The following is a 22,375-nucleotide window of genomic DNA, read 5'->3' as shown; positions in this document are numbered from 1 at the left end:
TGCCGGAGATATAATCCTCATAAGTGCCAGGGTAAAACTCCCCACCTGGGGATCATGGGATATCCTCAAAGCAACGTGGCTTCAATGGTCACGATGTTTGAAGGAGGGGACCCATGCTAGCACTAGAGGAACGCTTCATGATCAGAGAGATGTATCGCAAGGGGGTCTCGATTAGCGAGATTGCCCGTCGGACGGGACGAGATCGCAAAACCATTCGGCAAGCCGTCAATGCGCCTGACCTCTCGCCGCCAAAGCCACCACGTCAAGTGAAAGTGTGTAAAATCGACCCGTATGTCCCCTACCTGGAACAGAGGATGGCAGAAGGCGTGCTCAATGCTCGCAAGCTTTACGCAGAAATCCTGGCACAGGGCTATCCTGGCAAAGAAAGTAAGGTGCGTGAATTTGTGCATGATCGGCGCCCAGAAAAGGATCCAATCGGCTCTACCCGCTTTGAAACGGCTCCTGGCGAGCAAGGGCAGGTAGACTGGGGATACTTCGGCTTCATCACGCACCACGGACGCACGTGTCGGCTCTACGCCTTCGTCCTGACGCTGGGCTGGTCGCGAGCTAGCTATGTGCGCTTCACAACCTCATCGGATACCACCTGGTTCATTCGTTGTCACCTCCATGCGTTTGCCTACTTGGGAGGTGTTCCCAAGCGGCTGCTCTACGATAACCTCAAAAGTGTGGTGGAGCGGCGCGATGCAGATGGAACCATTCATTGGAACCCTCGCTTTCTTGATTTCGCCGATGTGGCAGGGTTTAGCCCACAAGCCTGCAAGCCGTATCGGCCTCAAACGAAGGGCAAGGTCGAGAATGGCGTGAAATACGTGCGAGGAAACTTCTGGCCTGGGGTGCATTTTCAGGATCTGGAAGATCTCAACAATCAAGCGCTGGCCTGGCTCAACACCACTGCTAATCCTCGTGTGCATGGCACGACCGGGGAGGTTCCCTTTACCCGGCTGCGCTCCGAGGGGTTGCAGGACGCCTCCAAGGCATTCACCTATGATACCAGTGTGATGATCACCAGGAGAAGTAGCAAAGATTGTGTCATCAGCTATGAAGGCAATCTCTACTCGGTTCCAGCGGCCCACGCACGCAAGACGCTACAGGTCAACATCACCGAAGCAGGAGAATTGGTGGTTTGTTCTGAAGTCGGGCAAGAACTGGCTCGTCACCGCGTTCTGCAAGGGCGTGGAGAGCGGAGTGTGCAAGCTGAACATTACCAAGGACTTGGTCTTCCTACCCCACGCCAAGAGCGTACCTCGGCGATACAGGAACTGCTACCAACCACACCTTCGCCATTCTGGGATGCCCCAGTCGTCGAAGTGCGTCCGCTCGCCGTCTATGATCAATTGCTCTGGAAGGTACATGATGAACGATCCTCGCTATGAGCACTTGCAGGCCATCTTGGAACGCTTGAAGCTGACACGTCTCCCAGAGCGGCTGGATCAGCTCGCTGAAGCTGCGGCGAAAGAGAGCTGGACCTATGTGGAGTTTCTGGATCGCGTCCTAGATGTGGAAGTCAGCGCCCGCGTGGAACGAGATGTGACCATGAAAACGCGCCTGGCTCGCTTCCCATTCGTCAAAACGCTCGAGCAATTTGATTTCTCGTTTCAGCCCGCACTCAATGAAGCGCAGATTCGTGAGCTGGCTACGGCACGTTTTGTGGCTCATGGAGAAAACATTTTGTTCCTCGGCCCGCCAGGCGTCGGGAAAACACATCTCGCGGTCAGCCTTGGGGTAGCCGCGATCATGCAGGGGATCAGTGTCGTCTTTTTCACGGTGGCCGACCTGGTGGATCTGGTCCAACAAGATCTCAAAGAGGATCGGCTGGATCGACGATTACATGCACTGTGCAAACCCAAATTGCTTATTCTGGATGAGATGGGCTATGTCCCCTTGGATCAGCGCTCGGCGCAATTTCTCTTCCGCTTGATTAGCCAGCGCTATCAAAAGGGCAGCATCATCCTGACCAGTAACAAATCCTATGGCGAATGGGGCGATGTGGTGTCGGATTATGCCTTAGCCACCGCCATGCTGGACCGCCTTTTGCATTACTCGACGACGATTAACATCCGAGGCGAGAGTTATCGCCTTCGCGAGAAACGCAAGGCTGGCGTGTTTCATGACCTGGCTGCCAAGCCGATGAAAGGCAGCCCTTCCACCTCCCAAAAAACACAGGAGATGGGGCAAGGCGAGACCAATGGTAGATATGATGACCTGTAGATCACAGAGGAGGGATCGCGTTTGTAGAGAACACACATTCTGGGGAATTTTCAACTGGCACTCGACAGTGCCAGCCTAAAATTCCCCAGACCTGGAGACTTTTTGAGTGGCACTTTTGAGGAATTTTTCGGTGCTATTGACACATTGGAGGCACGGTAAAAGCGAACATGCTCACCGCTCTTCCACTGCCTTCTCCCCGCGAGCAGTAACGCTTCGTATTGCGCTTCTTTCTGCCTTGCACGACCAGCAAGATACGTCTGCGCGTCTTTCGAGAGCCGAAAACGCGTGGCGACATCGGAGGCCGGAAGTGAGCGTGTTCGAAGCACTCGGAGCGTTTCCTGATACCCTTGCTCCACGCCAACCAGGTCACCCTGCATCACACAGCGCAATGCCTGGCGCAAAAACCGCTCCCCATAGGGTTCCGATCGGCTCGACCGCATGGCCGCCCCTCGCACGATCACCTCTCCCGAATACGTCAAGAGCGCATAATTCTTGATCGCGTGAGAGAGCATCGCGGCATAGCGCGCTTCGTATTCCAGCTTCACTCCGTCGGGCAACGTCGCGCCCACCTCGCCGACGAGTGCTCGTTCTTGGGTTCTGTCAGAACTGAGATCACAGAAAAGCTTCTCGGACAAATGGAAGGCTCACCTCTCGCTCGTTGACCTATGAGACTGCTTGTATAGCTGTCTGGAGAGCAGCAAGACGCTGGAGAAAAACCTGTCGTTGTTCTAGGAGAGAGACCGCTTCACCCATGGTGCGACGAGGACGAAGATAATTGCGCAATTCGTCGAAGGCACAACAGAAGCGTGCTGCCCCTTCAACTGTTCCAAAACCGCGCATTGGATAGTATCGTTGTTTGATTCCACGGTGGTCTTGCTCCAACCGATTGTTGAGATATTTACTCGTTCGATGGACAACATCGCTGCCCATTATCTCACGAATTGCTCGCGGATAGGAACTATGCCCATCTGTCGTCACCTGCTCGGGAATATGACCAACAACGTCAACAGCCTGTCGAAAAAAACATTTAGCCGCTTCCATATTCCGCTTCTCACTCAGCATGGAATCCACCAGCGTTCCATCCTGGTCGATAGCTCGATACAAATAACACCACTTCCCATGCACTTTCAGGTAGGTTTCGTCAACGTGCCAGGATCTTCCCGCCTTCCCATGCCGCTTGATTCGCAACTGCTCCGCTATCAATGGGGCGAATCGTGCTTCCCAATCGCGAACGGCCTCGTGCGTAAAGATGAAACCACGCGCTAAAAACATTTCAGCAAGGTCACGCAGGCTCAACTTGTACCGGAGCCGCCATAGGACAACCAGAAGAACCACATCAGTGGGATATTCCAGGAAATTAAACGGGGTTCCGGTGCGCTCATTGAAGAGGTGCTTGCAAACGGAGCAACGGAACGTGCGATAGCCGAGCGTGGTCTTCTGGGTTTGCTCTTTGGTGGTGGCTGAGGCGCAATGTGGGCAGTTCATGAAGCACTCCTTCTCAGATGAGTTGTTGTTCTTATGAGAATACCTCGCAAACGATCACCACGACAAGTCTTCTTCCGAATTCTGACAGAACCATGCGTACGTGAACCAAGGTTTGCTCAGATGGAGGCTGCGGTTGCACGTCTTAAGGTATACTGCGAACAGCGCTCGCGAGAAAGCACCTCCAGCGAAAGCGCTGCCTATGGCTATTTACGCCTGATGCTCTTTGGAGTGGAATGGGATCCTTCGCATTACTTCCAGGTGACCGTCAGCCTCTCCTGGCAGGAACAACACAGTACACTCCCCGAACTCACTGCGGCATGTCAGAACGCTTGGTCCATCCGCCATGACGATGCATAGGACGCACACTTCGTTCAACCATCACCCGCCTGTAATCTTGAGTACCTCGCAAACACCATGGTCTTCTCACCCAATCACCTTTGTTCCTCCACACAAGGCTTCTCTGATACGCAACGGATCCAGCGTACGTGCATTTGCACCACGGGGCGATCAAAAAAACTTGTTTGCGCATCCAGACGAAAGAGTTGGAGGAAGTCCTCTGGCTCAAGGGCAACGCGCAGGCGCTCCGCATAGGAATTCAGCAACACCTGTCGATAATACACACTATCATAGGTTGGTAGATCTGTAGAACGCCCAGGCGCAGAAAACGACGCTAGGCAGGCACACCGGAGCGATCAAGCGATCACGGGTGCGGTTCTTTTTTTTGCATAGCGAGCGTTTTGGTGGTTGCCCAACGCTGACGCCATTTGCGTACGAGTCGATCGCTGGTACCAACTGCCTGGGCAATCTGCTGGTTGCTCCACTCCGGATGCTCATGGGCGAACAGGACAATCCTTGCTCGGATCGCCAAGCTTTGCCCGGTAGTATGTGCGCGAACAAGGCTACGCAGATGTTCCTGCTCCTCGGTGGTCAATTCAATCGGATGGCTTGGTTTGGGGCCTCTCATGGGTTCTTCCTCCCAAGCCGAATCTACCTCACTTTCTTTTTGTCGTCAATCTCGGAATGCATTTGTGATCGCTTGTACTTAGCGCTTAGCGTAGGTTTGGCCCTCCGTAATCTTGTCGCCCCAAAAAGCGGTGTAAGACTTCTACAACACTTTGGCTTTAGTGAAGTAATGTTCCCCCGGCCAGACACAAGGCTGTCCACCATAGACATAAAAGAGTCAGGGGCACCAATAATACGCGCTTACCGAGAAGCATTAAGCGAGAGCACAAAAGAGTAAAAACAACACGAAGGGACAATTAAAAGCTTGAGTACTCAATGAATGTTGATACTCAAGCTCTCTACAGGCGATGCAACTACTCAAGGTACCTCACTGCCTACATCTTTTAATTTTTAGCGGCTACCTCCCGTAATACGGACCAGGACCGTAATACGGACCAGGACCGCGATACGGACCAGGACCGCGATACGGACCAGGACCGCGATACGGACCAGGACCTGGCTGAGCCATTACAACCTTGCTTGGTGCCGCTACAGTTGTACTGGCGGCTGATGCTGATTGTGTTGAACCTATGAGTAGCAGTAGTGCAAACAGCCCACTGAACACGATCAGCACAACTACCTTTGTAGAAAGTTTCATCAAGTCCTCCTCTTCATTTAAATGCATTAAATTAAATTTAATGCATTTACGCTAAGAGATGACTACTATTGAGATTCATATGAGCAAGCATTACAAAACCTTTATTTGCTATGTTATTTATAGTACCAAGAACAAACTCAAGACCTATAAATGCAAATGCAATAGACTCTACATTGGCCCATAAAGAATTATGTGAGAGAAAAAAACAAGAAAAATGGACATCAATCAACAGAAAAATATGCTGAAGCCACTTGTAGGCTAGAAAAATAATTTTCCATAATACCTGATAAATGATATATGCCGCGGCTATTGTTGGATTTCATGGATTACCCGCTTTTCGTCTTGTCCGTGATGCGGTGGTTTTTGAAGTGGAATCGTTTTGGGAGGCGATGGGGAAAGCGTTGCGATATGGTTATGATCGCTTTCCAGGTAGTCAACTTCTTGAGCCTGCAATTGTCGAGATTACGCAAGCAGACTTCTTACGTTCTTGCGCAATCAGGGGATCAGCCTGACCTATGACCGTAAGGCGGTCAAGGAACTTATCATTGAGGGCTTGGAGGGAGGGCGTGACGAACTTAAGGACCTTCAGTTCCAACGGATTGCATTTGCCCTTGGAATTGATCTGGGTCCCACTGAGGAAGAGAAATAGCCCTGGTTATTCTCTCTTTTGGCTCACGTGAGACATTACTGACTGTTCGCTTTGTAGTGCGGAAATAGTCGTTTGCACAACCTAACGAGCTATCTACGTTATGAGTAAAAGAAGGAGTTTTGCAATGTCGTCTTATCGGCCACAAGGCGTTACTTTTGTTGCGCGCCGGGTCGCACCAGGAAAGATCATGTATCAACTGGCCGCGTTGTACCGCTCTCGTCACGGCGTCGAGCAGATGCATACGCTCTTCCCAGATCAGCTGGTCTCTGGGGATGTCGTTCGTCAGCTTGGCTACAGCACCGAGCACATTCATGCACGAAGGGGATGGTAGCCCACACGGGAGAGGACAAGCTCCTGCCTCCTCTCCTCGTGTTTATCTTCTTCTTTGAAGCTAAAAATGAGCGTAGAAGCATATGGACACTCACGATTTTAAAGAAGTCTGGGATGACTGTTTAGCGCAAAGGTGGTACCGGATTTATCAAGGAGAGAGTGACAAGGCCATCTGTCTTGGAATTGGGAAAGGGCATAATGAAGCTCACGCTATACACAAATTTGCCCAATATATTGAGTGCGATCCACGAAGTTTGAGGGCAAGGCTTGCCTGTAAATTCGCAAGCTTTGCGGGCGAAAATTGGACAATTACGTGGGCGGCAAGACGTAGGAAAACGAGCATCAGCGACTGCAGAGAAAGGTTGTTCTCAAGCCTTCGAGGCTCAACACAGAGCCAAACGTCGCTCACGCAGTTATCCAATTTCCGCCCACGTAATTCCAAAATTTACACCCAGGCCCTTCAATCCTGATGACATACTCCTTGAACGTTATATTTTTCGTGCATGGGCCAAACAGGCCAAAATGCAGGGAGATGTTACTGTGCTCTCTTGAAGCCAATGTTGTCCGGCACAACCGTTGCCGGTCCCACCGCTACCAACTCGGCAGGGTCGATGTTGAGCCTGGTGAAGGCAATCTTTTCGTTCCACACCTTTCTGAGGAGATCCTTAAAGAAACCAATGGTGAGGAACTCGCCCGCGCAACGGCGATACCCGAAGCCGAATGGCGCATACCCGGCATCGTCGCACACTGGATAAGTCTGGTCGTCGACACGCGCGTACACGGCGCCAAACGCACTGTTGGTGATCGAAGCCCGCCGCCCGTCCTTGACGCGAAAGGCTTCCCTGCTGAAGGGGCATTGAGCCAACCCGACTTGCTTACACCTGGTTTCGTCGTTCTGTTCACTCGTCGGAGCCTGCTGATAGCGATCCGGGTCGAAGTCATTCGGATTGTTCCAGTGAAGAGGGTCTCTGCTGGTTTCCAGATGAGGCGTAATAATGGTGCTGGAGCCAGTGGACCCGGTGCCAAAGGCTTGTTCCTGAGCAGGCAGCACTGAGGTACTGCCGCGGTTGGGCGAGATGGTCCTGAACAACTCCATCACGAAACGGTCCAGCCTGCTGAATGCGGCGTTGTCCGTTTCATCGGGACCACGCTTCATCGTCTTTTCAAACCAGGAGCGGACAGCCGGGTCCCCATTGGTTGCCTCCAAGCGGGCCATCATGTTGTAGAGCGTATTGCCCCACTGGCTGAACGCAAGAAAGTTATGGAAGCACTCGAAGACCATGTCCTTCCTCCTGAAGTTCTCCCCCAGCGCGCCGTTCTTGATCCAGTAGTAGACCAGGGTCTTCTCGGGATTGGGCACATGACCGTCGATGAGCTCTTGCACCCGCTGGTCAATCCAATCCTTGAGGAGTTGACGAAGCTGGCGCACACGCATGTAGTTGTCATGGACGACCTGCAAGATCGGGTACCGGAAGCTGACGACAGCCACGAAGCTCTGGCCGATCAGCCTGACCTCGGGCGGAATGTCGCCCCCCGTGACGCCAAGGTGAAGGTCCCAGTACAGGTCGAAGTATCTCTGGTAGTACTGGTGCATCAGTGGCTTGCCTTCGTTTTGCTTGTCAAAGAGGGAATCGAGGAAGCGCTTGATCTTGCCCGAGTACATCGGACCATACAGATCCGGCGTGACAGCCGAGTAGTAGATCCTCTTTCGCTCGTTGTGTGGTCCGCGCTTCTGGTACCCCTGGATGAAGACCGTAAGTCCCTCCTCCTCCATATTGAGTTCCCAATTGTCATAGAGCATCCCGACGAGGTGAACTGGCATCGCCGCCTCCTTGCTCAGGGAGAGGTCGATCATGGGAAGTAATGGCCGTTCGCCCTGATAGATGGCGCTGAGGAAAAACGGCTTCACAGCGCCCTGGATATAAGCAGGGTCGAAGGTGGGCGGCATCTTCCTGGTATCGAGAGACATATCCTGCTGGTCACCAGTTTTCGCTGGATCAATCATGTATTGCTCCTTTTCTCTCTTTTTCAATCACTCAAGACCTCTTTGGGAGTATGTCCTGCCACTCCCTTTCACGGTGAAACGACCTTCCTCTCAAAGAAGGGCATCTGACTGAGGAAGGTGATCATAAGGACGATCCCCGCACCGACCAGGATGGTTACCACTCGCCATACGGCAAGGGACTGACCTGACGTCTTGATACTGATGAGCAGCAGGATCAGGATCGTGAAAAAGAAGAGGTACAGGAAGTAGTTCTGCTCTTTGACGGTGAATGCCAGGAACGTGATCGCCACCACGATCAGCCCTACCACCAAAGCGTTCTGCACGCTGCCAATCAAGACGGCTGCCAGCAGCGCACCCAGGAACGTCGCAACGACATTCTGTAGCGCCATCCTCAGCGAGACCTTCTGATCCTGTTGGGTGCAGATGATGACGGTGAGGGCTGCCCAATAGAACGGCGGCCCACCCAAGATCCAGCCGCTCCCTGCTGCAACTGCTGCTCCCATTGCACGCAACAAGCTCAAGCGCAGTAGTGGGGAGGTCAACGTGAGCTGCGCGGTGAGCGTGGTGCGTCTTGGTTGTGGCCTGTTTGGTCGCGCGTCGTTTCTCAGTCTGCTCCGGTATGATTGGAGCCATGCAAACAAGAGCGCGAACAGCATCAAGATCACCCCACCAAGCAGAAAGCCTCCCGCCGCTGGTAGCGCTGTTGCCGGACCGCTACGGTTCGCAAGCGAGATCACGAATGTGATCGTCAAAAGCAATCCCATGACAGCCGCGGCCCGACCATACACCGAGAGGAGTCCGGTGAGGAAGACCACGAGGAAGATCTCCACGATCTCGACCCACCATGGCCCACCGATGAGCCGACCCAGTGCGATCATGAGCGCGCCGCCGACTGCGGTCATTCCCAGCGACCATGCCTGTGTGCGGGACGACGTGCCGACGTTCCCGAATGAGGTAAGCAATGCACCAGTCATGACCAGGACACCAAACGTACGCTGACCAAGGATGGTCAGGACAAGCAGGGGCAGGAACATCGCCAGGGCGGTAGAGAAGCCTTTGACCGGATTGAGCTTGGCGCCGTAGTTGCTGCGGAACAAAACCGCTATTCTCTCCATCACTCTCTCCTTCCTCGCCAATTTCGACCTCTGGCCATGCCAGGAGTATGGCTATGCATGCTCTCCATCTGTGTCAACACGGTCGTGAGCCGGTTTGGATTCTGGCTAGCGCTCGGCTCCACCTCCTCCCTCGGCAACATACTCGGCATCCGCCAGCCACCGTAACGCCCGCAGGCTGGGCAGAAAGAAGTATTCCCCGCCGCGGTTGGTCACGAACTGGGGCAAGCCATGGAGGCGTTGGCGGATAGGCTGCTTGGGGATGGTGAACATACCGGCCCCGTCATTGGGCCCACACATCGGATCTTTCTCACTAGGTGCCCCAATGAAGATACCCTGATTGACCCACTCACTCTGAACAAACTCGAACTGCCGCGAAAGTGAGGCACCGATGAAGACAAAAATGATGCCACGCTCAGCTCCGTCGTCCTCCAGGATCCCTGGAGGAAGGAGGGGACCGTAGACGGTGCCGCGACGAATCAAGCGATGGCGATTGACCTGGGTGATTTCGTGCTTGAATTGGTCACGCGGGTTCACGCGCCGTGCATGCGATCCAAGCGGGCATTTGAGGCCCTTGGGGTCGGAGTCCGCGTAGAGAAAATCGTTGTTGCGTCGCGGATCGGCACCCAATTCCGGGTCATCATGCTCTGGGCAGAGCATGAGGGGCGCGCCGCTGCGCCAGCGACCCATCATCTTGGCGGCCAGCCATTCTTCCTCCGCCGCGCTGGTGGTGTGTGCCGCCAGATATCGGCGGAACGCGGCGACATCTTGATGCAGTTTTCTCAAGGCCACGTACGACCCGTTGCGGCCCAGCACCTCGGGCTGGGGCTGCGGAGGCAACCTCCCTGACTCGTCGAGATACCCCAAAATAAACTCTCCCGCCTTGAGCGGAGCTTCCTGGGGATTGCTGGGAGCAAGACCGCTCCCCTCGATCGCTGGTTGGCCGATGCTGTCCCGAAAGCCAAAAGGTTCGCGCCCCGTGGGAAGTTGATAGCAGTCCTGCCGGTAAATCGCCCTCACGCCAGGCATCTGCTGGTAGGCCTGTCTTGCAGGCTCCAGGACCTTCTCCAGGCGTGTCTGATCAGGGGCGAGCGCAGCGATCACGAGATGGACCTCGGAGGTGCCCAACGGCCACTCCCACTTTTCAGGAGCGCTCTCGCCCACATCGCCCAGTTCCGCGGCCCGTGCCGCCATTCCCTGTTGGAACTCCGGTGAGAAGCTCTCAAGCGATGCTTGGGAGACGCCTAACGCCTTCAGGCCGTGAGAGGAAAGCGCCACCGCAACCCAGGCATCGCCTGCAGGGCTGGTCAGATCGGTGGCCGAGGCAATCGCGGGTGTGAGCCGCTTCAGCAACTGATGGCCGGCGGCGCGCTCGTCAATGCGAAGCATGATGTACGTTCCGGCATACGGCGTCGGACGAGGGTGGAGCACGCCGCTCTGAATGTCGTTGAATTCAAGCATGATTGATTCTCCTGGTGTCACTGTCCCAGGCGTTGTTGGGAAGCGATTGCTTGCTATCGGATTGGGTTACTCTCCCGCTTACGTCGCTGCCAGGTCAAGCAGCGGCTTCAACGCCGGGTGCTGCAGCGCCTGCTCAGCCTCAGGGTTGTCGAGCACCTGCTGGAACGCGTGCTGCAGTTCCAGCGCTTTCCAGATCTGCTTGACCGTGGGCTCGGGATAGCTGCTATCATAAGCGGTAGCTTCATATTGGTGCGCCGTTAACCAGTCCTTAACGCTCGGGTCCGTGATGCCCGGGTAGCCCTCGACATGCGACCAGAACTCCGCGAACGATTGCGAGACGGCGTTATCGGCAACGGCAAAGTCATCGATGTACTTATCCCACGTGCCGTCGAAGCTGCTGCAAAACAGGAGCCGCGTATCGTTGTCGATGAGCGTCACCCTGGCTTCGTGTATTGTACCGAACTTTTTGGCGTCCTCTCTTCGGCGGGGATCGGCAGCTCTCCGCTTGATAGCCTCGCGCAGCGCTTGTTGGTGGCCTGGCTTGACGTTCCCAATGACAGTAAATTCTGTCCTCACCCCCGACTTCAGCCCCTTCCGCTTTGGAGACTCCTTTGTCGTCTCCATCTCTTTTGTTGTCTCCATGTCTTTTGCTCCTGTGTGTGAAGATCTCTAGTCTCAGCATGGTGCTCAACTGCTGAAGTGGATGAGCTTTCTTTGTGCGCTGCGTAGACGCAGTAGAGTCATGCTCCTCTCTGTGACAGAAGGAAACGCAAAGCCACTCTACTTCTGCCCACCTTAGCCTCTCCATGAAGCATACTAGATGAGTCCAACACCTTCGCGCCCAATCTGCCACACTCCGCCAGATTCAAAAATAGGCATTTTTGGCGGGTCTGGTACACTCATATTACCAATTGGCTGAAACGCTGACCAAGCATGCTGTGCTTGCACACCGTTACATCATAGAAGTATTACGGAGGGTGAAAAGCACCGTTCGCTGATTCCTTAATCAATCGGATGGGGGGCATACATACTTGTTGCATGCAACGGACAGCCAAATCGCTCGAAGGGGGCCATGGTCATGGGAGCATCTCACATCAGCACAGACGTATCCGATGAGAACGCCGCGAAACAGGTCCATGAAGCCATTGAAAAGACGCTCATGGGTTGGATTCGTACGTCTCTTTCGCTGATCGGCTTCGGGTTTGCCCTTGGAGAGGCTTTTCATCTTGTCAGAACCGGTGGACCAAGGAATTTCGTGGACACGCTCAGGGAGTATCTTATAACCGCAGTTGCGGTCGGCCTCATCATTCTTGGCGTGTTAGGTCTGTTTGGGGCCGTCATTCAGTGTAGATGGAGCCTGAAGCGTTTGAAGCAGGGCTCTGCCACCACGTACGAGAAGCCCTGGCGCTTGAGTGTGCTGGTGGCGATTCTGCTGATGATCATCGGCCTCCTCGCGCTGGTGGCAATGGCTCTTCCATAGCCTCGTGGATCTCCTCCAGACACCGGAAGAAGGGAAAAATGCACACGAGAAGACCTGGCTTCATCTGGGCTAGGAGGGAATAATGAGCAACGTTTTGCGATCTTCATCCATACTGTATGCACGAACCAGTGCGGAACGCTATGCTGCTGGCAAGGCGCTCCGTGCTCATTGCCCTCGTTCCAGCCATGCCCGGTGGGAGCCCACTCCCAATCGCCCAGATCCCCTGAGTATTCTGGAAACATCAAACCGCACGAGGGTGAAGCAACTTGTGCCCATCCGCTACGGCCGCATGCTCGTCTCGCCCTTCAACTTTTTGCGCGGATCGGCCGCGATGATGGCACATGATTTAGCGAGCACGCCTATCACCGGGATCTCGACGCAGATTTGTGGCGATGCCCATCTGGGCAACTTCGGGATCTATGCGACGCCCGAGCGCAACCTCGTCTTTGACGTGAACGACTTTGACGAGACGGTCTCTGGTCCCTGGGAATGGGACGTGAAACGGCTCGCGACCAGTATTGTTGTGGTGGGACGGCAGAATGGCTTTTCCGCGCGTGATTGCCAGCAAGCGGTTATGAACTGCGTTTCATCCTATCATGAGCGTATGTATGAGTTTAGTACGATGCGCCGGATCGATCTCTGGTACGCGCGTGTGGATGTCGAACTCCTTCGTACGGTTGCTGATCGTGACCTTCTTCCTCGACTTGACCGCGCAATCTCTCGGGCTCAGCAGCGCACCAGCATTCGCGCGTTTCCCAAACTTACACATGTGGTGAATAGTCAAGTGCGCATTAAGGATGATCCTCCGCTGATTGGTCATCATCCGAACGAGCGGCTCTCCACGCATTTGTCGGCCTTTGTCGCTGGCTACCTGGAATCGATCCGGGAAGAGCAAAAAACGTTGCTCCAATGGTACCAGCCCATCGATCTGGCCTGGAAAGTGGTGGGAGTCGCCAGTGTCGGCACGCGCTGCTATATCGTGCTGTTGTTGGGGGAAGGAGAGGAAAACGATCCGCTCTTCCTTCAGATCAAGGAAGCACGGCCCTCGGCCCTTGAACCCTATACTGGCCCCAGCCCGTATTCCAACCCGGCTCAGCGTATCATGCATGGACAACGACTCATGCAAGCTGCCAGCGATATCTTCCTGGGCTGGACCCAGTTCGAGGACGTCAACTACTATGTACGTCAACTGCGCGATATGGGATGGTCAAGCGACGTAACCACCATGCGTCTTGCCCGTTTCACCGTCTACGCTCAACTGTGTGGATGGGCGCTGGCGAGGGCGCACGCGCGCGCTGGTGATCCGGCGTTGATCAGCGGCTACCTGGGCAAAAGCGACTCCTTTGCTCAGGCCCTGGCTGAGTTTGCCTGCGCGTATGCTGACCAGAATGAACGAGACTACGCCAACTTCGTGGCGGCTGTAGAAGCCAAACACATCACAGCTATCACAGACATATAGACGATGAAAACTGGATCAGACTTATGGTAGCGACAAGCACCCAGACCCTCATATGTGGGGCTCTCTGAGCATGGTCGTGGCTATTCTGGTCATCAACTTTGGAGGAAGGCTGCTTTCGATACCCATGGCCCAGTATATTACTCAGCCAGTTCGCGAAGTCTTCCAGCAGATTTTTGGCTTCGTGCTCCTGGCATTTGGGAAACGCTTGATCTTGGGAGCGCTCGTGCATCTGGGGATCATTACCGTGACGACTCCCCACGCATGAATGCGGGGGTCCTATCCACCAGAAAAGGACTCGCTTCTATCCCCATGCCTCTGCGGCAGGGGTTTTACGCTCGGACTGATAAAGGGGTTAGGATGTGAATGGGAACCATTTACCTTCTTCAGATCAAGTTCGTCTCAATAGACCCTCTCTCTGGGAAGCAATGCTGGGGATGCTTGCTATAGGAGTCCTTCACGCGTTTCTTCCCACCAAACTGCTGATTGGCCCCCCCTGGCTGTTCCTGGCCATTGAAGCAGTTTTTCTCTTGCCAATCGTCTTCACCCTTTTGACCGAACGTGGCCTTCCGTACAAAACGCTCCATCCACTTCTTCTCACGCTGCTCGGCGTGCTGACGCTTGGTCTGGCCAGTAGCATTGCGCTTCTCCTTATCACTGTGGTAGGAAACAAATACGCTACCATCCTGCTGCGTGCCGCAATTCTCCTCTGGGGTTCCAATGTTCTCATCTTCGGATTATGGTACTGGCAAATCGACGGTGGAGGACCAGTGAAACGCCATCGGTCGGGCTCCCCGGCAGCAGATTTTCTGTTTCCACAGCAGGAAAACGGCAATCCCACTGGTTGGAGACCAGGTTTCCTGGATTACCTTTTCCTGGCATTTACTGGCGCCACAGCTCTCAGCCCCACTGAGATGTTTCCTCTTACACAACGAGCGAAGGCGTTGATGATGATAGAAGCCCTCCTTTCTCTGCTGGTCGTTGCGGTGCCAGCCATTTCGGAGTTTCATTTGCCCTGGTAAATGTTGAGAATTCCGCGAGCTCTTGAAACGGTTGTGTTGCAAAAACTATGAAGAAGAAATTGAGCGTGAGCGGACCCTCTCAATTTTCTTAGGCAACCACTCCAAACAGCTTAGCGACCAGGGCAACCTGACCTCTCACATCTCCTTTTCCTCCCCCTTGTATTTGCCCTTTCCGCATCATGTTCATGATCTCGTAGCCCTGTAACGTTCGCCAGGCCGTCTCCAACGAGAAAAAGCCCATTCCAGGTTTCGTCAACCGTTTGATACACCGATGGTCTTGTTCAATGAGATTGTTGAGATACTTGCTCTGCCGCAGTTCACATGAAGCAGCAAGATCTCCTGCTGCTTTCAACTCGTTGAGGGCTTTTGGATACGCTGCGTTTTTATCGACCGTGATGACGCGGGGCGTCACCGTGTGGGAAGCTCCAAGGGCTTTTGCGAAAAAACGCTTTGCCGCTTGGGTGTCGCGGGTGGTACTCAGCAAGAACTCAAGCGTGTTTCCTTGAGAATCAACTGTTCGATAGAGGTAGACCCACTCCTTTTTCACCTTCACATACGTCTCATCGACCCGCCACGAATCGGTCGTGGACTTCACATGAGGTCGACAACGCCGTTCGATTTCGGACGCATAGTGCTGGACCCAGCGATAGATCGTGGTATGATCGACAGAGAGTCCACGTTCCCGCATCATTTCCTTGAGATCGCGATAGCTGAGGGCGTAGCGCAGGTACCAGCGCACGCACAGGAGAATGATGTCTGCCTGGAAATGACGCCACTTGAATGGGTTCAGTTTGGTCATGGTGGATCCCTCTTTGTTCTGTCTTTCCCCAACTTTATTAGATCAGCTTCCTTCTTGCAACACAACCTCAGACATGGCGCGTCGTGTCACCATCTCGGCAGAACTGGCCGAGATGGAGTCTGGAACACACGTCTTTGTGTCGGTGCATCTTGTCTGCCATTTCGCGTGCACGCTCAGTCTTGATTGGATGAGTCCAACAGGACAAGGCAAACGGCTCCTCGACATCTCCTCCCCCGCAGCACACCGCCTCTACCTCGAAGAGGTAGTTGCTCCAGAAGACATCCTCCGTATCTCTGTACATCCTTCCCCTTCCACCCTGGGCGGTGATCTTGAGCATTGCGATACCTGCTTTTTTCAAATTCAGCGACATGCGCATATCTATGAATTGGTGTGCCGCGCCATCTACAACGACGATGCCCACACCGCATTTGACATCTCCATCAGGCATCTTTCCACCGTCTATCGGCCTCAGGATCTCTCATATGGGCATGTGCCCTGGCGACCAAAGTAGAAGGAAGAGCATCTCATCACACTTCGCGGAATACCACCCAGCACCTCATTGGCTATCCCAGGGCTGGGGGATGGAGAGCAGGCTCTAGGTATGACCCCAGTCCTGGGCAGGAAGAATTCCTGCTTTTAGGAGCCCATCGTCACCGGAACCTCTTCCAGCGAGGAGAGAAATGTGATCAGCTTGTCCCAGCCTCGCCCGTTTTCCTCTTCAATGAACGGATCAGGATCAAGCGGATGCAAGAGCGGAAACGGCACAGCTGCATTCCGAATGCCTCAAGCCCCCGGGTAGAGACCGCTCGCTCCTGCTCAAGACGCGCAAGAATGTCTCCTCTGCTAAGCCAACCAGCACAGCCCAGAAGAAAACACTCCTGGCTCGCCTGTATTCCCTGTGTGACAGAGAACGTGAGCGTGCGCTGGAGCAGCAACCATCAGGTCAGCATGTTCTCCAGGATCCACCGGGTCTGATCATTGTAGGTCGTCCAGTCGCGACATACCATCTCAAGACCAATGTCGTCCTGGGGCGGATGTTCCCTGTTCGTATCGCTCATGCCACAAATCCCTTCTCTCCATCCGCCAGCGTCTGGAAGAATGCCATGACACTCCCAATCCTCCCTTCAGCTCGTTGCACATTTCAAACAGGATCATTGCGAAAAATGGCAAGATAATGCCACTCTTGTACAGATCGCTGCACCTATACTTTGAAAAAGGCCTGTTGCCTTGCTCGCTTGTGAAAGTGAGGGGTTCATGAACACGGTTGTGGCGCTTGCCCTGTGTGGGGCCATCCTTCTCGGTGGGTTCGGATTCTAGGCCAGGAGAAATCACACCGCCGCACCCACCGCTTCCCCTGCGGCCGTTCATGCCACGCGCATCGCATGTGTCCCAGCCGGGGTGGTCCCAAGCGCTGTCCATCGGGCAGCACACCCCAAAAGCAGCCTGTAAGCTTGAACAACTCGTTCTCGTCTTCTGATGACATTGCTAAAGTAACCAGCCCAATGCTCGCAGGGGAACGCCGTGGGCCCAGATACCATGGCTTTGGCCAAAGAGCGCTGTGTGTTTTGCAGGCTTGCACGTCTCTTCCAAGCAACAAAGAGTGTTTCATGACAACTATTTTTGCCGCGGCAAGAATAATCGTCGCTGAACAAAGGGGTTTTAGCAAAGAAAGCGTAAGGTGCAATATGGCAGATCCGGAACAACTTGCACGGCTCAAGCGCAGCGTGCTCGAATGGAATACCTGGTGGTCTCCTGACGTCGCTATCGACTTGCGTGGGGCTTGCCTTTTTGCCTCCTCGCTGAGGGGAGCCAATCTCTGTCGAGCCGATCTCAGGGAGGCGAATCTGTGGGGCGCCGATCTTAATGGGACCGATCTCCGTGACGCAGAGCTGACACACGCTGATCTGGGGAAAACACTACAGTTGCACTTCTTTCCCATTCGTTGATCTTCTGCTTCCCAAATAAGTCCTCTTTTTCATCCTCAGAGCTCTCTTCTCAGGCATACTCTTTCTAGGAGCATGTGCTCCTAGAAAGAGAGGTAACCTTTCATGAATCTTCGTCCACACACTACCATTAATGATCTCATGCGCTGGTCTCACCAGCTTTCCTTGCTTCATGCTCGCATTGCTCCCCACTTTGCTCGGCCCGAACCCAGAAGGCGAGCTCTCGCCTATCTCCAAGGCCTTCTCAGTGCCGTCGAACGCAAAAACAGCTGGCAGATGGCCGAACACGCACAGGAAGCACGACCCTACGGCATGCAACGCTTGCTCGTTGGCAGCGTTTGGAATGCGGATCGGGTTCGCGACGATATACGAGCATATGTCGTTGAGCACTTTGGTGAGCCGCAAGCGATCCTCGCCATCGATGAAACCAGTTTTCCCAAACGCGGTTGCCGCTCCGCAGGTGTACAAGTGCAATACTGTGGCACCACGGGACAGGTACAAAACTGCCAAGTCGGGGTGTTCCTCTCCTATGTGAGTTCAAAAGGCCACGCCCTCATCGATCGGGAGCTGTACCTGCCCCTGGATTGGTGTGAAGACGCTCGGCGTTGTCAGGAGGCCGATATTCTTCTGCCAGCTTGTTTTCGCACCAAACCAGAATTGGCCGTGCGCATGCTGGAGCGAGCCTGTTCGGCTCAGCTTCCTTTCTCCTGGGTCGTCGCCGATAGCGTGTATGGAGGCAATGATGGACTCCGAGTATGGCTTGAAGAGCATCAGACCTCCTACGTCCTTGCCGTCCCGTGTTTTGAACCTGTCAGCGTTCGCCTGCCTGATGGATGCCGTCGTCAGATTCAGGTTCGTGAGGCTCCCTTGCTTCCAGGACAGCAGTGGCAGCGGCTTTCACAAAGCCAAGGAAGCAAAGGTCCACGCCTTTTCGACTGGATGCTGCTTCCCCTCTTGCATCAGTGGCAGGACGATGCATGCTACCGCCTCCTTGTGCGCCGCTCCATCACTGATCCTTCTGATCTCGCCTTTTTTCTCGTCTTTGCGCCCCCCAAGACCTCGCTCATGCAACTGGTCCGGGTCATCGGTATGCGCTGGCACATTGAAGAGCATTTTCAGGCGAGCAAAGATCTGGGTCTCGATCACTATCAAGTTCGCAGTTCCATCGGTTGGTATAGGCACGTCACCCTCGTCTTGTTGGCTCATGCCTTCCTTCGCGTGATCTGTGCTCAGCAATCCTCTCCCTCTTCTCTGGCAGCCTTGACCATTCCCGAAGTACGACATCTGCTTGGCTCTCTGCTCTGGTTTTCTTCTCCCCAGGTTTCATTCATCCTTACATGGTCTGCTTGGCGGAGAAAGCACCGTCATCGAGCCTCCCACTCTCACCAATTGGCTCGCTTCAAAGCAGGCTGACGAGATTGGCCGATCTCATGCCCTCGATTCCCTGTTTTTTCTGGATAATCTCCCGGCAGTCCCTGTATCTTTCCTACTTTTGAAAGGAGGTCCTTTTCATGATCTTTCTCGCCCAACACCTCTGTTGTCGCCTGCTTGGTATTGATCCCAAAACGCTGCGCCGCTGGGTAGCCCTCGCCCAGATCGCCTTCCTCAAGAGTCCTCTCGATGCTCGCCTGCGGTGCTTGACCTCGGCTTCTCTTCAGTATCTTGCCACCATCCATGATCGCCCTCTCGATCCATCCCTCGTCCCTGGTGAAATCCCTTCTTCAGAGAAGCTCAATGCTCCTCATGCTGAACCCGATCCTCCACAGGAACCATCAGCGTCCCTCGTCCATTTGCAGCAGCTCGTCGAAACGCTGCAACTCCAGGTCAGCCAACTCGCCTTAGACCTCCTGCAGGAGCGTAGGAGGCGCGAAGAACAGGAGCAGAAGACGAGGCAGATTCTGCTTTCCTCTCAGCCGAGTGCATCTAAAGAAGCCAGCCCGAAAGATCCCCACATGCAGGACCCTCCGAAACTGGCTCCTTCCTCACGCAAAGGCCGCCCTCGCGCCCTCATTCCTCTCATCGCCGTGCAATCAGATGGCTCGTATCTCGTCGTTTGCCCGCAACATGGCGAACTGCACATCCCTCCCGATTCCCGCCAGTGGTTCACCTGGCTCGATACGCTCTCCTCTTTCCGCTTTCTTGGGCGACAGGGGCGTCTGAGCACATACCGCAAACAAGGGAAAGCTTCCTGGATGGCCTACCGTCGCCTCCACGGTCATGTTTCTCAATTCTCTCTTGGCACAACCAATCAGCTCACCATTGCCCATCTTGAACATATGGCCTCCTTGCTCCAAACGCCTGCATCCTAATATCCGCCACATCTCTCCGAGCTCTCTTCTGTTCCCCATATGCTCCAACAAGTGCAACTGTAGTGGAAAACCCATCTTAATGGAGCCGATCTCCGTGACGCAGAGCTGACACACGCTGATCTGCATGAAGCAGAGCTGCGGGGAGCCAATCTCTGGGGCGCCCAGTTGCGTAACGCCAATCTCACGCAAGCAGAGCTGCAGGGAGCCAACCTGATGTCGGTTGATTTGCAGAGAGCCTGTCTGCGTGATGCCAAGCTCACAGGGGCTGATCTCACGCACGCTAACCTTGAGGGCGTGGATCTCACAGGGGCCGATCTCGATGGCGCAAATCTCATTCGCGCCTATCTGAGCGGCGTTGATCTCACGGGAGCCTTGGGGATTTCTTTGGCTCCTCCTCCATTTTCCTCTCGCCTGATCTCCTCACACACCCATTGGCGCAACCTTGTCGTGGAGGCTGAAGAGAATCTCTTGCTGGGGGTCGCGACTCGTTCGCAGGTGTGCGAGGGGTTGGCGGCCATTGAGAAGCAGTGGCGTCAATACCGCCCCTCTCCATCAGCACACAGCGCCCTCGCCTCCTCATCTCCTCCCACGGGATGTTTCCCGTGGAGGGCAACCAGGCTGAAGCGACGGCTGTTTGCGCACACGTCCACGCCAAAGCCAGAGATTGTCGCAATCACCCTTCTCTTTCGCAATACCAGCCCTCAGGGGTCCACCTCCAGGCGCATCGGCGATCCTCTCACCCTCAAAAACATGCTCGTCTTCTTGAACTCTCCGAAGAACTGGGTGAACCTGGTGCGCGTTATATTCGAAAAACGCAATGGCCAGCAACTGGTCATCCACGTCGTTCCAAACGGGCAACCTCCTGCCGCTTGCAATGTCATCCTGGGGTTTGCAGGAATACATACCTCATGCTCCTAGCGGATAGGAACACCGGTTTCTCATAACGCCGATGAGGGGCCTCTTCGTGTTGCTCGACGCATACCTGCGAGATTGTCTCGAAGAATGGTGTGCTTCTGGCGGTCAGCTTTCCGCACGCTCTATCGTGCTGCTCGATGACTGTGCCCGAAGCATCACCAGACGCTTCCGACTCCTGGATGGCGAAGGGCAGTATTACTTTGGGCAATCCAGGCGACTGGCGCGGCGGGTCTGGCGCGGCGTCGATATGGAGCAGGCATATGAGAGGATGATGAGTTACCCCTCTTTTTTCACCTTCTCCAGCCAGGCGCGCATATCTGGCTCGTGCTCCTCGTGAAAATGAGCGAAGAACGTGCTGCCGCTGACCTGCTCTTCTTCCAGCCCGAGGATGCGCCGCAGATCCTGGAGCTCATCCTCAGAAAAGGCATCGAGGGTATCTACCAGTTGCTGGAAGACTTCCCGCGAATCGCTGAGGACATCTGTAAAAACATCAATCAAGCGCTCCGTCGTCACCCGTTCCTTCCCACGAATGGTTTCCAGCTCCTCTTTAGCACGATCCTGGAATTTGTTCATACGCCGAAGAAACATCTGAACGATCTCATCCCTGGTTGAAATAGTCGTCTGATGGATCAGGCAAACGAGGAGGGTGAAGCGCTTGGGTGGTGTGAAATCCCAGAGGTTGGTGGCGTGCAAAGCGCGGGTTTCTGCCGCCAGATGTTTGATCTTGGCGTAGGGGATGCCTTCCAGGACACGCTCCATATTGCCGAGGGAGGTCAGCCAAGACAGTTTATCTAGCCACTCATCCAGATGCGTCAGACTGGCGCTCTTGGGCGCTTCCTTGATCCGGTTGAAGTTCGTAAAGTGGCCTGGCTCATCTCGGTCGATAAGCTGTTTAAGGAGTCGCTCTTCGGTGCCATCGAGTCGATCAAGGACCGTCTGAAACATGCGTTTATTGACCAGTTTACGTATGCGAGTAGAGAGCAGATCCAGGGTACGAAAGGCGGGAAGCTCACAGTGCTCTTTGACCAGGGTTTCAATAGCGACATTGATCAGGTCTGCTGGAGTATCCATGATCTGGACGGCCTCGTAGATCGACTTTGCAGCGATATGACGGATATATTTTCCCTCACTTTTGATTTCGAGATGCGCTCGAATAGCGGCATGATACCGATACAGGGTGCGCGAAACAATATCGGGAACCAGATCGTTGGGATACTGCATCACGGTTCGAATATGGCTGATCACTACCCCAGGGATCTCCTGGGGGGGGAAAATACCCTAAGCGCTGAAACGCTTTGAGCAAGATCATAAGGGCAAACTGTGGGCTATCACCGCGTGCCCTGGTAGTGACAAAGGCAATATCGTGTGGTGTTGGCGTATAGAGTTCGCGCAACTCTTTCACGGATGGGGTTCGAGTAAAGCGCGGATAAGCGGTACGTTCAATTGATGTCATCCATATCCTCCCTGTCTACATCCTATACAGAAAAAGCTATATGTGTGTATTTATCTCTCTACAGGATACGCGTATGGGTAAAAATTCCAAAACACTAGGAAAGATAGCCAAGGATTTTCTTTCTCTA

General features: G+C 54.3%; 25 protein-coding genes and 2 pseudogenes. 15 read left to right on the top strand and 12 right to left on the bottom strand.

All coding sequences use genetic code 11. The annotated features are described in order from the left end of the window. The first annotated feature begins 113 nt into the window (after nt 1–113). Both istA and istB read left to right on the top strand, forming a co-directional pair. Nucleotides 114–1,394 carry an IS21 family transposase gene (gene istA / locus JMJ16_RS11785; protein ID WP_201381412.1) on the top strand — a complete coding sequence of 427 codons (1,281 nt, stop codon included), beginning with the start codon at nt 114–116 and terminating at the stop codon, nt 1,392–1,394. After that, on the top strand, nt 1,375–2,229 hold the full coding sequence (istB, locus tag JMJ16_RS11780) for an IS21-like element helper ATPase IstB (RefSeq protein ID WP_201382840.1): 855 nt from the start codon (nt 1,375–1,377) through the stop codon (nt 2,227–2,229). Before istA ends, istB begins: the two co-directional genes overlap by 20 nt. 50 nt (nt 2,230–2,279) lie before the next feature. Here istB and JMJ16_RS11775 read toward each other — a convergent pair whose 3' ends face one another. Both JMJ16_RS11775 and JMJ16_RS11770 read right to left on the bottom strand, forming a co-directional pair. Further along, complete coding sequence (locus tag JMJ16_RS11775; protein ID WP_236601411.1) at nt 2,280–2,864, bottom strand: hypothetical protein; 585 nt, start codon at nt 2,862–2,864, stop codon at nt 2,280–2,282. A gap of 28 nt (nt 2,865–2,892) precedes the next feature. Further along, nucleotides 2,893–3,714, bottom strand: coding sequence for an IS6 family transposase (locus JMJ16_RS11770; protein ID WP_201381409.1), 822 nt, complete (start codon nt 3,712–3,714; stop codon nt 2,893–2,895). A 120-nt stretch (nt 3,715–3,834) separates the two neighbouring features. Between JMJ16_RS11770 and JMJ16_RS11765 the strand changes: the two genes are divergently transcribed. Then, a complete protein-coding gene (locus JMJ16_RS11765) occupies nt 3,835–4,071 on the top strand; it encodes a hypothetical protein (RefSeq protein WP_201381408.1) in 237 nt (78 codons plus the stop codon). Nucleotides 4,072–4,414: 343 nt separating this feature from the next. On the opposite strand, the gene JMJ16_RS11760 is transcribed toward JMJ16_RS11765, so the two are convergent. Both JMJ16_RS11760 and JMJ16_RS11755 read right to left on the bottom strand, forming a co-directional pair. Further along, entirely contained in the window at nt 4,415–4,678 is a 264-nt protein-coding gene (locus tag JMJ16_RS11760; protein ID WP_201381406.1) for a helix-turn-helix domain-containing protein, read from the bottom strand. A gap of 396 nt (nt 4,679–5,074) precedes the next feature. Further along, a complete protein-coding gene (locus JMJ16_RS11755) occupies nt 5,075–5,314 on the bottom strand; it encodes a hypothetical protein (protein WP_201381404.1) in 240 nt (79 codons plus the stop codon). A 487-nt stretch (nt 5,315–5,801) separates the two neighbouring features. Here JMJ16_RS11755 and JMJ16_RS11750 point away from each other — a divergent pair, with 487 nt between their 5' ends. After that, nucleotides 5,802–5,963 (top strand): hypothetical protein, encoded by a 162-nt coding sequence (locus tag JMJ16_RS11750; RefSeq protein WP_201381402.1) that lies wholly within the window; start codon nt 5,802–5,804, stop codon nt 5,961–5,963. 124 nt (nt 5,964–6,087) lie between these two features. Further along, nucleotides 6,088–6,294 carry a hypothetical protein gene (locus JMJ16_RS11745; protein ID WP_201381400.1) on the top strand — a complete coding sequence of 69 codons (207 nt, stop codon included), beginning with the start codon at nt 6,088–6,090 and terminating at the stop codon, nt 6,292–6,294. Between the two features lie 534 nt (nt 6,295–6,828). On the opposite strand, the gene JMJ16_RS11740 is transcribed toward JMJ16_RS11745, so the two are convergent. The 4 genes from JMJ16_RS11740 to JMJ16_RS11725 form a co-directional block, all read right to left on the bottom strand. Next, nucleotides 6,829–8,298: a hypothetical protein gene (locus JMJ16_RS11740; protein WP_201381398.1), complete on the bottom strand. Its 1,470-nt coding sequence runs from the start codon at nt 8,296–8,298 to the stop codon at nt 6,829–6,831. Between the two features lie 68 nt (nt 8,299–8,366). Next, nucleotides 8,367–9,413: an FUSC family protein gene (locus JMJ16_RS11735; RefSeq protein ID WP_201381396.1), complete on the bottom strand. Its 1,047-nt coding sequence runs from the start codon at nt 9,411–9,413 to the stop codon at nt 8,367–8,369. A gap of 105 nt (nt 9,414–9,518) precedes the next feature. Continuing rightward, nucleotides 9,519–10,871, bottom strand: coding sequence for a Dyp-type peroxidase (locus JMJ16_RS11730; RefSeq protein ID WP_201381395.1), 1,353 nt, complete (start codon nt 10,869–10,871; stop codon nt 9,519–9,521). Between the two features lie 78 nt (nt 10,872–10,949). After that, nucleotides 10,950–11,513, bottom strand: a complete 564-nt coding sequence (locus JMJ16_RS11725; protein WP_201381393.1) for a hypothetical protein — start codon at nt 11,511–11,513, stop codon at nt 10,950–10,952. A gap of 436 nt (nt 11,514–11,949) precedes the next feature. Between JMJ16_RS11725 and JMJ16_RS11720 the strand changes: the two genes are divergently transcribed. The 4 genes from JMJ16_RS11720 to JMJ16_RS11705 all read left to right on the top strand — a co-directional run bounded on the left by JMJ16_RS11720 (nt 11,950) and on the right by JMJ16_RS11705 (nt 14,829). Further along, nucleotides 11,950–12,351 carry a YidH family protein gene (locus tag JMJ16_RS11720; RefSeq protein ID WP_201381391.1) on the top strand — a complete coding sequence of 134 codons (402 nt, stop codon included), beginning with the start codon at nt 11,950–11,952 and terminating at the stop codon, nt 12,349–12,351. A gap of 82 nt (nt 12,352–12,433) precedes the next feature. After that, a complete protein-coding gene (locus JMJ16_RS11715) occupies nt 12,434–13,810 on the top strand; it encodes a DUF2252 domain-containing protein (RefSeq protein WP_201381389.1) in 1,377 nt (458 codons plus the stop codon). Nucleotides 13,811–13,880: 70 nt separating this feature from the next. Continuing rightward, on the top strand, nt 13,881–14,075 hold the full coding sequence (locus JMJ16_RS11710) for a hypothetical protein (RefSeq protein WP_201381387.1): 195 nt from the start codon (nt 13,881–13,883) through the stop codon (nt 14,073–14,075). A gap of 169 nt (nt 14,076–14,244) precedes the next feature. Further along, nucleotides 14,245–14,829 (top strand): hypothetical protein, encoded by a 585-nt coding sequence (locus JMJ16_RS11705; RefSeq protein ID WP_236601410.1) that lies wholly within the window; start codon nt 14,245–14,247, stop codon nt 14,827–14,829. Nucleotides 14,830–14,917: 88 nt separating this feature from the next. Here the strand turns inward: JMJ16_RS11705 and JMJ16_RS11700 are convergent, their stop codons facing one another. Then, nucleotides 14,918–15,628: an IS6 family transposase gene (locus JMJ16_RS11700; protein ID WP_201381384.1), complete on the bottom strand. Its 711-nt coding sequence runs from the start codon at nt 15,626–15,628 to the stop codon at nt 14,918–14,920. Nucleotides 15,629–15,701: 73 nt separating this feature from the next. Between JMJ16_RS11700 and JMJ16_RS11695 the strand changes: the two genes are divergently transcribed. After that, the gene (locus JMJ16_RS11695) at nt 15,702–16,139 is read left to right on the top strand and encodes a hypothetical protein (RefSeq protein WP_201381382.1); all 438 of its coding nucleotides are present in this window, start codon (nt 15,702–15,704) and stop codon (nt 16,137–16,139) included. Nucleotides 16,140–16,264: 125 nt separating this feature from the next. Here JMJ16_RS11695 and JMJ16_RS55965 read toward each other — a convergent pair whose 3' ends face one another. Continuing rightward, nucleotides 16,265–16,393: a hypothetical protein gene (locus tag JMJ16_RS55965; RefSeq protein ID WP_255553180.1), complete on the bottom strand. Its 129-nt coding sequence runs from the start codon at nt 16,391–16,393 to the stop codon at nt 16,265–16,267. Nucleotides 16,394–17,235: 842 nt separating this feature from the next. Here JMJ16_RS55965 and JMJ16_RS11690 point away from each other — a divergent pair. The 5 genes and pseudogenes from JMJ16_RS11690 to JMJ16_RS11670 all read left to right on the top strand — a co-directional run bounded on the left by JMJ16_RS11690 (nt 17,236) and on the right by JMJ16_RS11670 (nt 21,132). Further along, the gene (locus tag JMJ16_RS11690; protein WP_201381380.1) at nt 17,236–17,574 is read left to right on the top strand and encodes a pentapeptide repeat-containing protein; all 339 of its coding nucleotides are present in this window, start codon (nt 17,236–17,238) and stop codon (nt 17,572–17,574) included. Between the two features lie 138 nt (nt 17,575–17,712). Further along, the gene (locus JMJ16_RS11685) at nt 17,713–18,984 is read left to right on the top strand and encodes an IS701 family transposase (protein WP_201382838.1); all 1,272 of its coding nucleotides are present in this window, start codon (nt 17,713–17,715) and stop codon (nt 18,982–18,984) included. 98 nt (nt 18,985–19,082) lie between these two features. Then, nucleotides 19,083–19,880: a hypothetical protein gene (locus JMJ16_RS11680; protein WP_201381373.1), complete on the top strand. Its 798-nt coding sequence runs from the start codon at nt 19,083–19,085 to the stop codon at nt 19,878–19,880. A gap of 81 nt (nt 19,881–19,961) precedes the next feature. Beyond that, nucleotides 19,962–20,798 (top strand): annotated as a pseudogene (locus JMJ16_RS11675) (pentapeptide repeat-containing protein); the annotation flags it as partial. Nucleotides 20,799–20,844: 46 nt separating this feature from the next. Beyond that, nucleotides 20,845–21,132, top strand: coding sequence for a hypothetical protein (locus tag JMJ16_RS11670; protein ID WP_201381372.1), 288 nt, complete (start codon nt 20,845–20,847; stop codon nt 21,130–21,132). Here JMJ16_RS11670 and JMJ16_RS11665 read toward each other — a convergent pair. Continuing rightward, on the bottom strand, nt 21,072–22,070 hold the full coding sequence (locus JMJ16_RS11665) for a DUF4158 domain-containing protein (RefSeq protein ID WP_305068094.1): 999 nt from the start codon (nt 22,068–22,070) through the stop codon (nt 21,072–21,074). The two genes, JMJ16_RS11670 and JMJ16_RS11665, sit on opposite strands and share 61 nt — an antisense overlap. Before the next feature lie 13 nt (nt 22,071–22,083). Beyond that, nucleotides 22,084–22,248, bottom strand: a pseudogene (locus JMJ16_RS56945) (DUF4158 domain-containing protein); the annotation flags it as partial. Nucleotides 22,249–22,375 lie beyond the last annotated feature (127 nt).

Source organism: Ktedonobacter sp. SOSP1-52, from assembly GCF_016587395.1.
Note: the sequence above shows the minus strand (reverse complement) of the source record. Positions and strands in the feature narration are given on the sequence as shown.

Bases quoted from the DNA above. Each gene is read 5' to 3' on its own strand.
- istA (WP_201381412.1), top strand. From the start codon at position 114: ATGCTAGCACTAGAGGAACGCTTCATGATCAGAGAGATGTATCGCAAG.
- JMJ16_RS11705 (WP_236601410.1), top strand. From the start codon at position 14,245: ATGCTTGCTATAGGAGTCCTTCACGCGTTTCTTCCCACCAAACTGCTG.
- JMJ16_RS11695 (WP_201381382.1), top strand. From the start codon at position 15,702: ATGGCGCGTCGTGTCACCATCTCGGCAGAACTGGCCGAGATGGAGTCT.
- JMJ16_RS11730 (WP_201381395.1), bottom strand. From the start codon at position 10,871: ATGCTTGAATTCAACGACATTCAGAGCGGCGTGCTCCACCCTCGTCCG.
- JMJ16_RS11765 (WP_201381408.1), top strand. From the start codon at position 3,835: ATGGAGGCTGCGGTTGCACGTCTTAAGGTATACTGCGAACAGCGCTCG.
- JMJ16_RS11755 (WP_201381404.1), bottom strand. From the start codon at position 5,314: ATGAAACTTTCTACAAAGGTAGTTGTGCTGATCGTGTTCAGTGGGCTG.
- JMJ16_RS11760 (WP_201381406.1), bottom strand. From the start codon at position 4,678: ATGAGAGGCCCCAAACCAAGCCATCCGATTGAATTGACCACCGAGGAG.
- JMJ16_RS11720 (WP_201381391.1), top strand. From the start codon at position 11,950: ATGGGAGCATCTCACATCAGCACAGACGTATCCGATGAGAACGCCGCG.
- JMJ16_RS11685 (WP_201382838.1), top strand. From the start codon at position 17,713: ATGCGCTGGTCTCACCAGCTTTCCTTGCTTCATGCTCGCATTGCTCCC.
- JMJ16_RS11690 (WP_201381380.1), top strand. From the start codon at position 17,236: ATGACAACTATTTTTGCCGCGGCAAGAATAATCGTCGCTGAACAAAGG.
- JMJ16_RS11715 (WP_201381389.1), top strand. From the start codon at position 12,434: ATGAGCAACGTTTTGCGATCTTCATCCATACTGTATGCACGAACCAGT.
- JMJ16_RS11740 (WP_201381398.1), bottom strand. From the start codon at position 8,298: ATGATTGATCCAGCGAAAACTGGTGACCAGCAGGATATGTCTCTCGAT.
- JMJ16_RS11710 (WP_201381387.1), top strand. From the start codon at position 13,881: ATGGTCGTGGCTATTCTGGTCATCAACTTTGGAGGAAGGCTGCTTTCG.
- JMJ16_RS11680 (WP_201381373.1), top strand. From the start codon at position 19,083: ATGATCTTTCTCGCCCAACACCTCTGTTGTCGCCTGCTTGGTATTGAT.
- JMJ16_RS11735 (WP_201381396.1), bottom strand. From the start codon at position 9,413: ATGGAGAGAATAGCGGTTTTGTTCCGCAGCAACTACGGCGCCAAGCTC.
- JMJ16_RS11700 (WP_201381384.1), bottom strand. From the start codon at position 15,628: ATGACCAAACTGAACCCATTCAAGTGGCGTCATTTCCAGGCAGACATC.
- JMJ16_RS11725 (WP_201381393.1), bottom strand. From the start codon at position 11,513: ATGGAGACAACAAAAGAGATGGAGACGACAAAGGAGTCTCCAAAGCGG.
- istB (WP_201382840.1), top strand. From the start codon at position 1,375: ATGAACGATCCTCGCTATGAGCACTTGCAGGCCATCTTGGAACGCTTG.
- JMJ16_RS11745 (WP_201381400.1), top strand. From the start codon at position 6,088: ATGTCGTCTTATCGGCCACAAGGCGTTACTTTTGTTGCGCGCCGGGTC.
- JMJ16_RS11770 (WP_201381409.1), bottom strand. From the start codon at position 3,714: ATGAACTGCCCACATTGCGCCTCAGCCACCACCAAAGAGCAAACCCAG.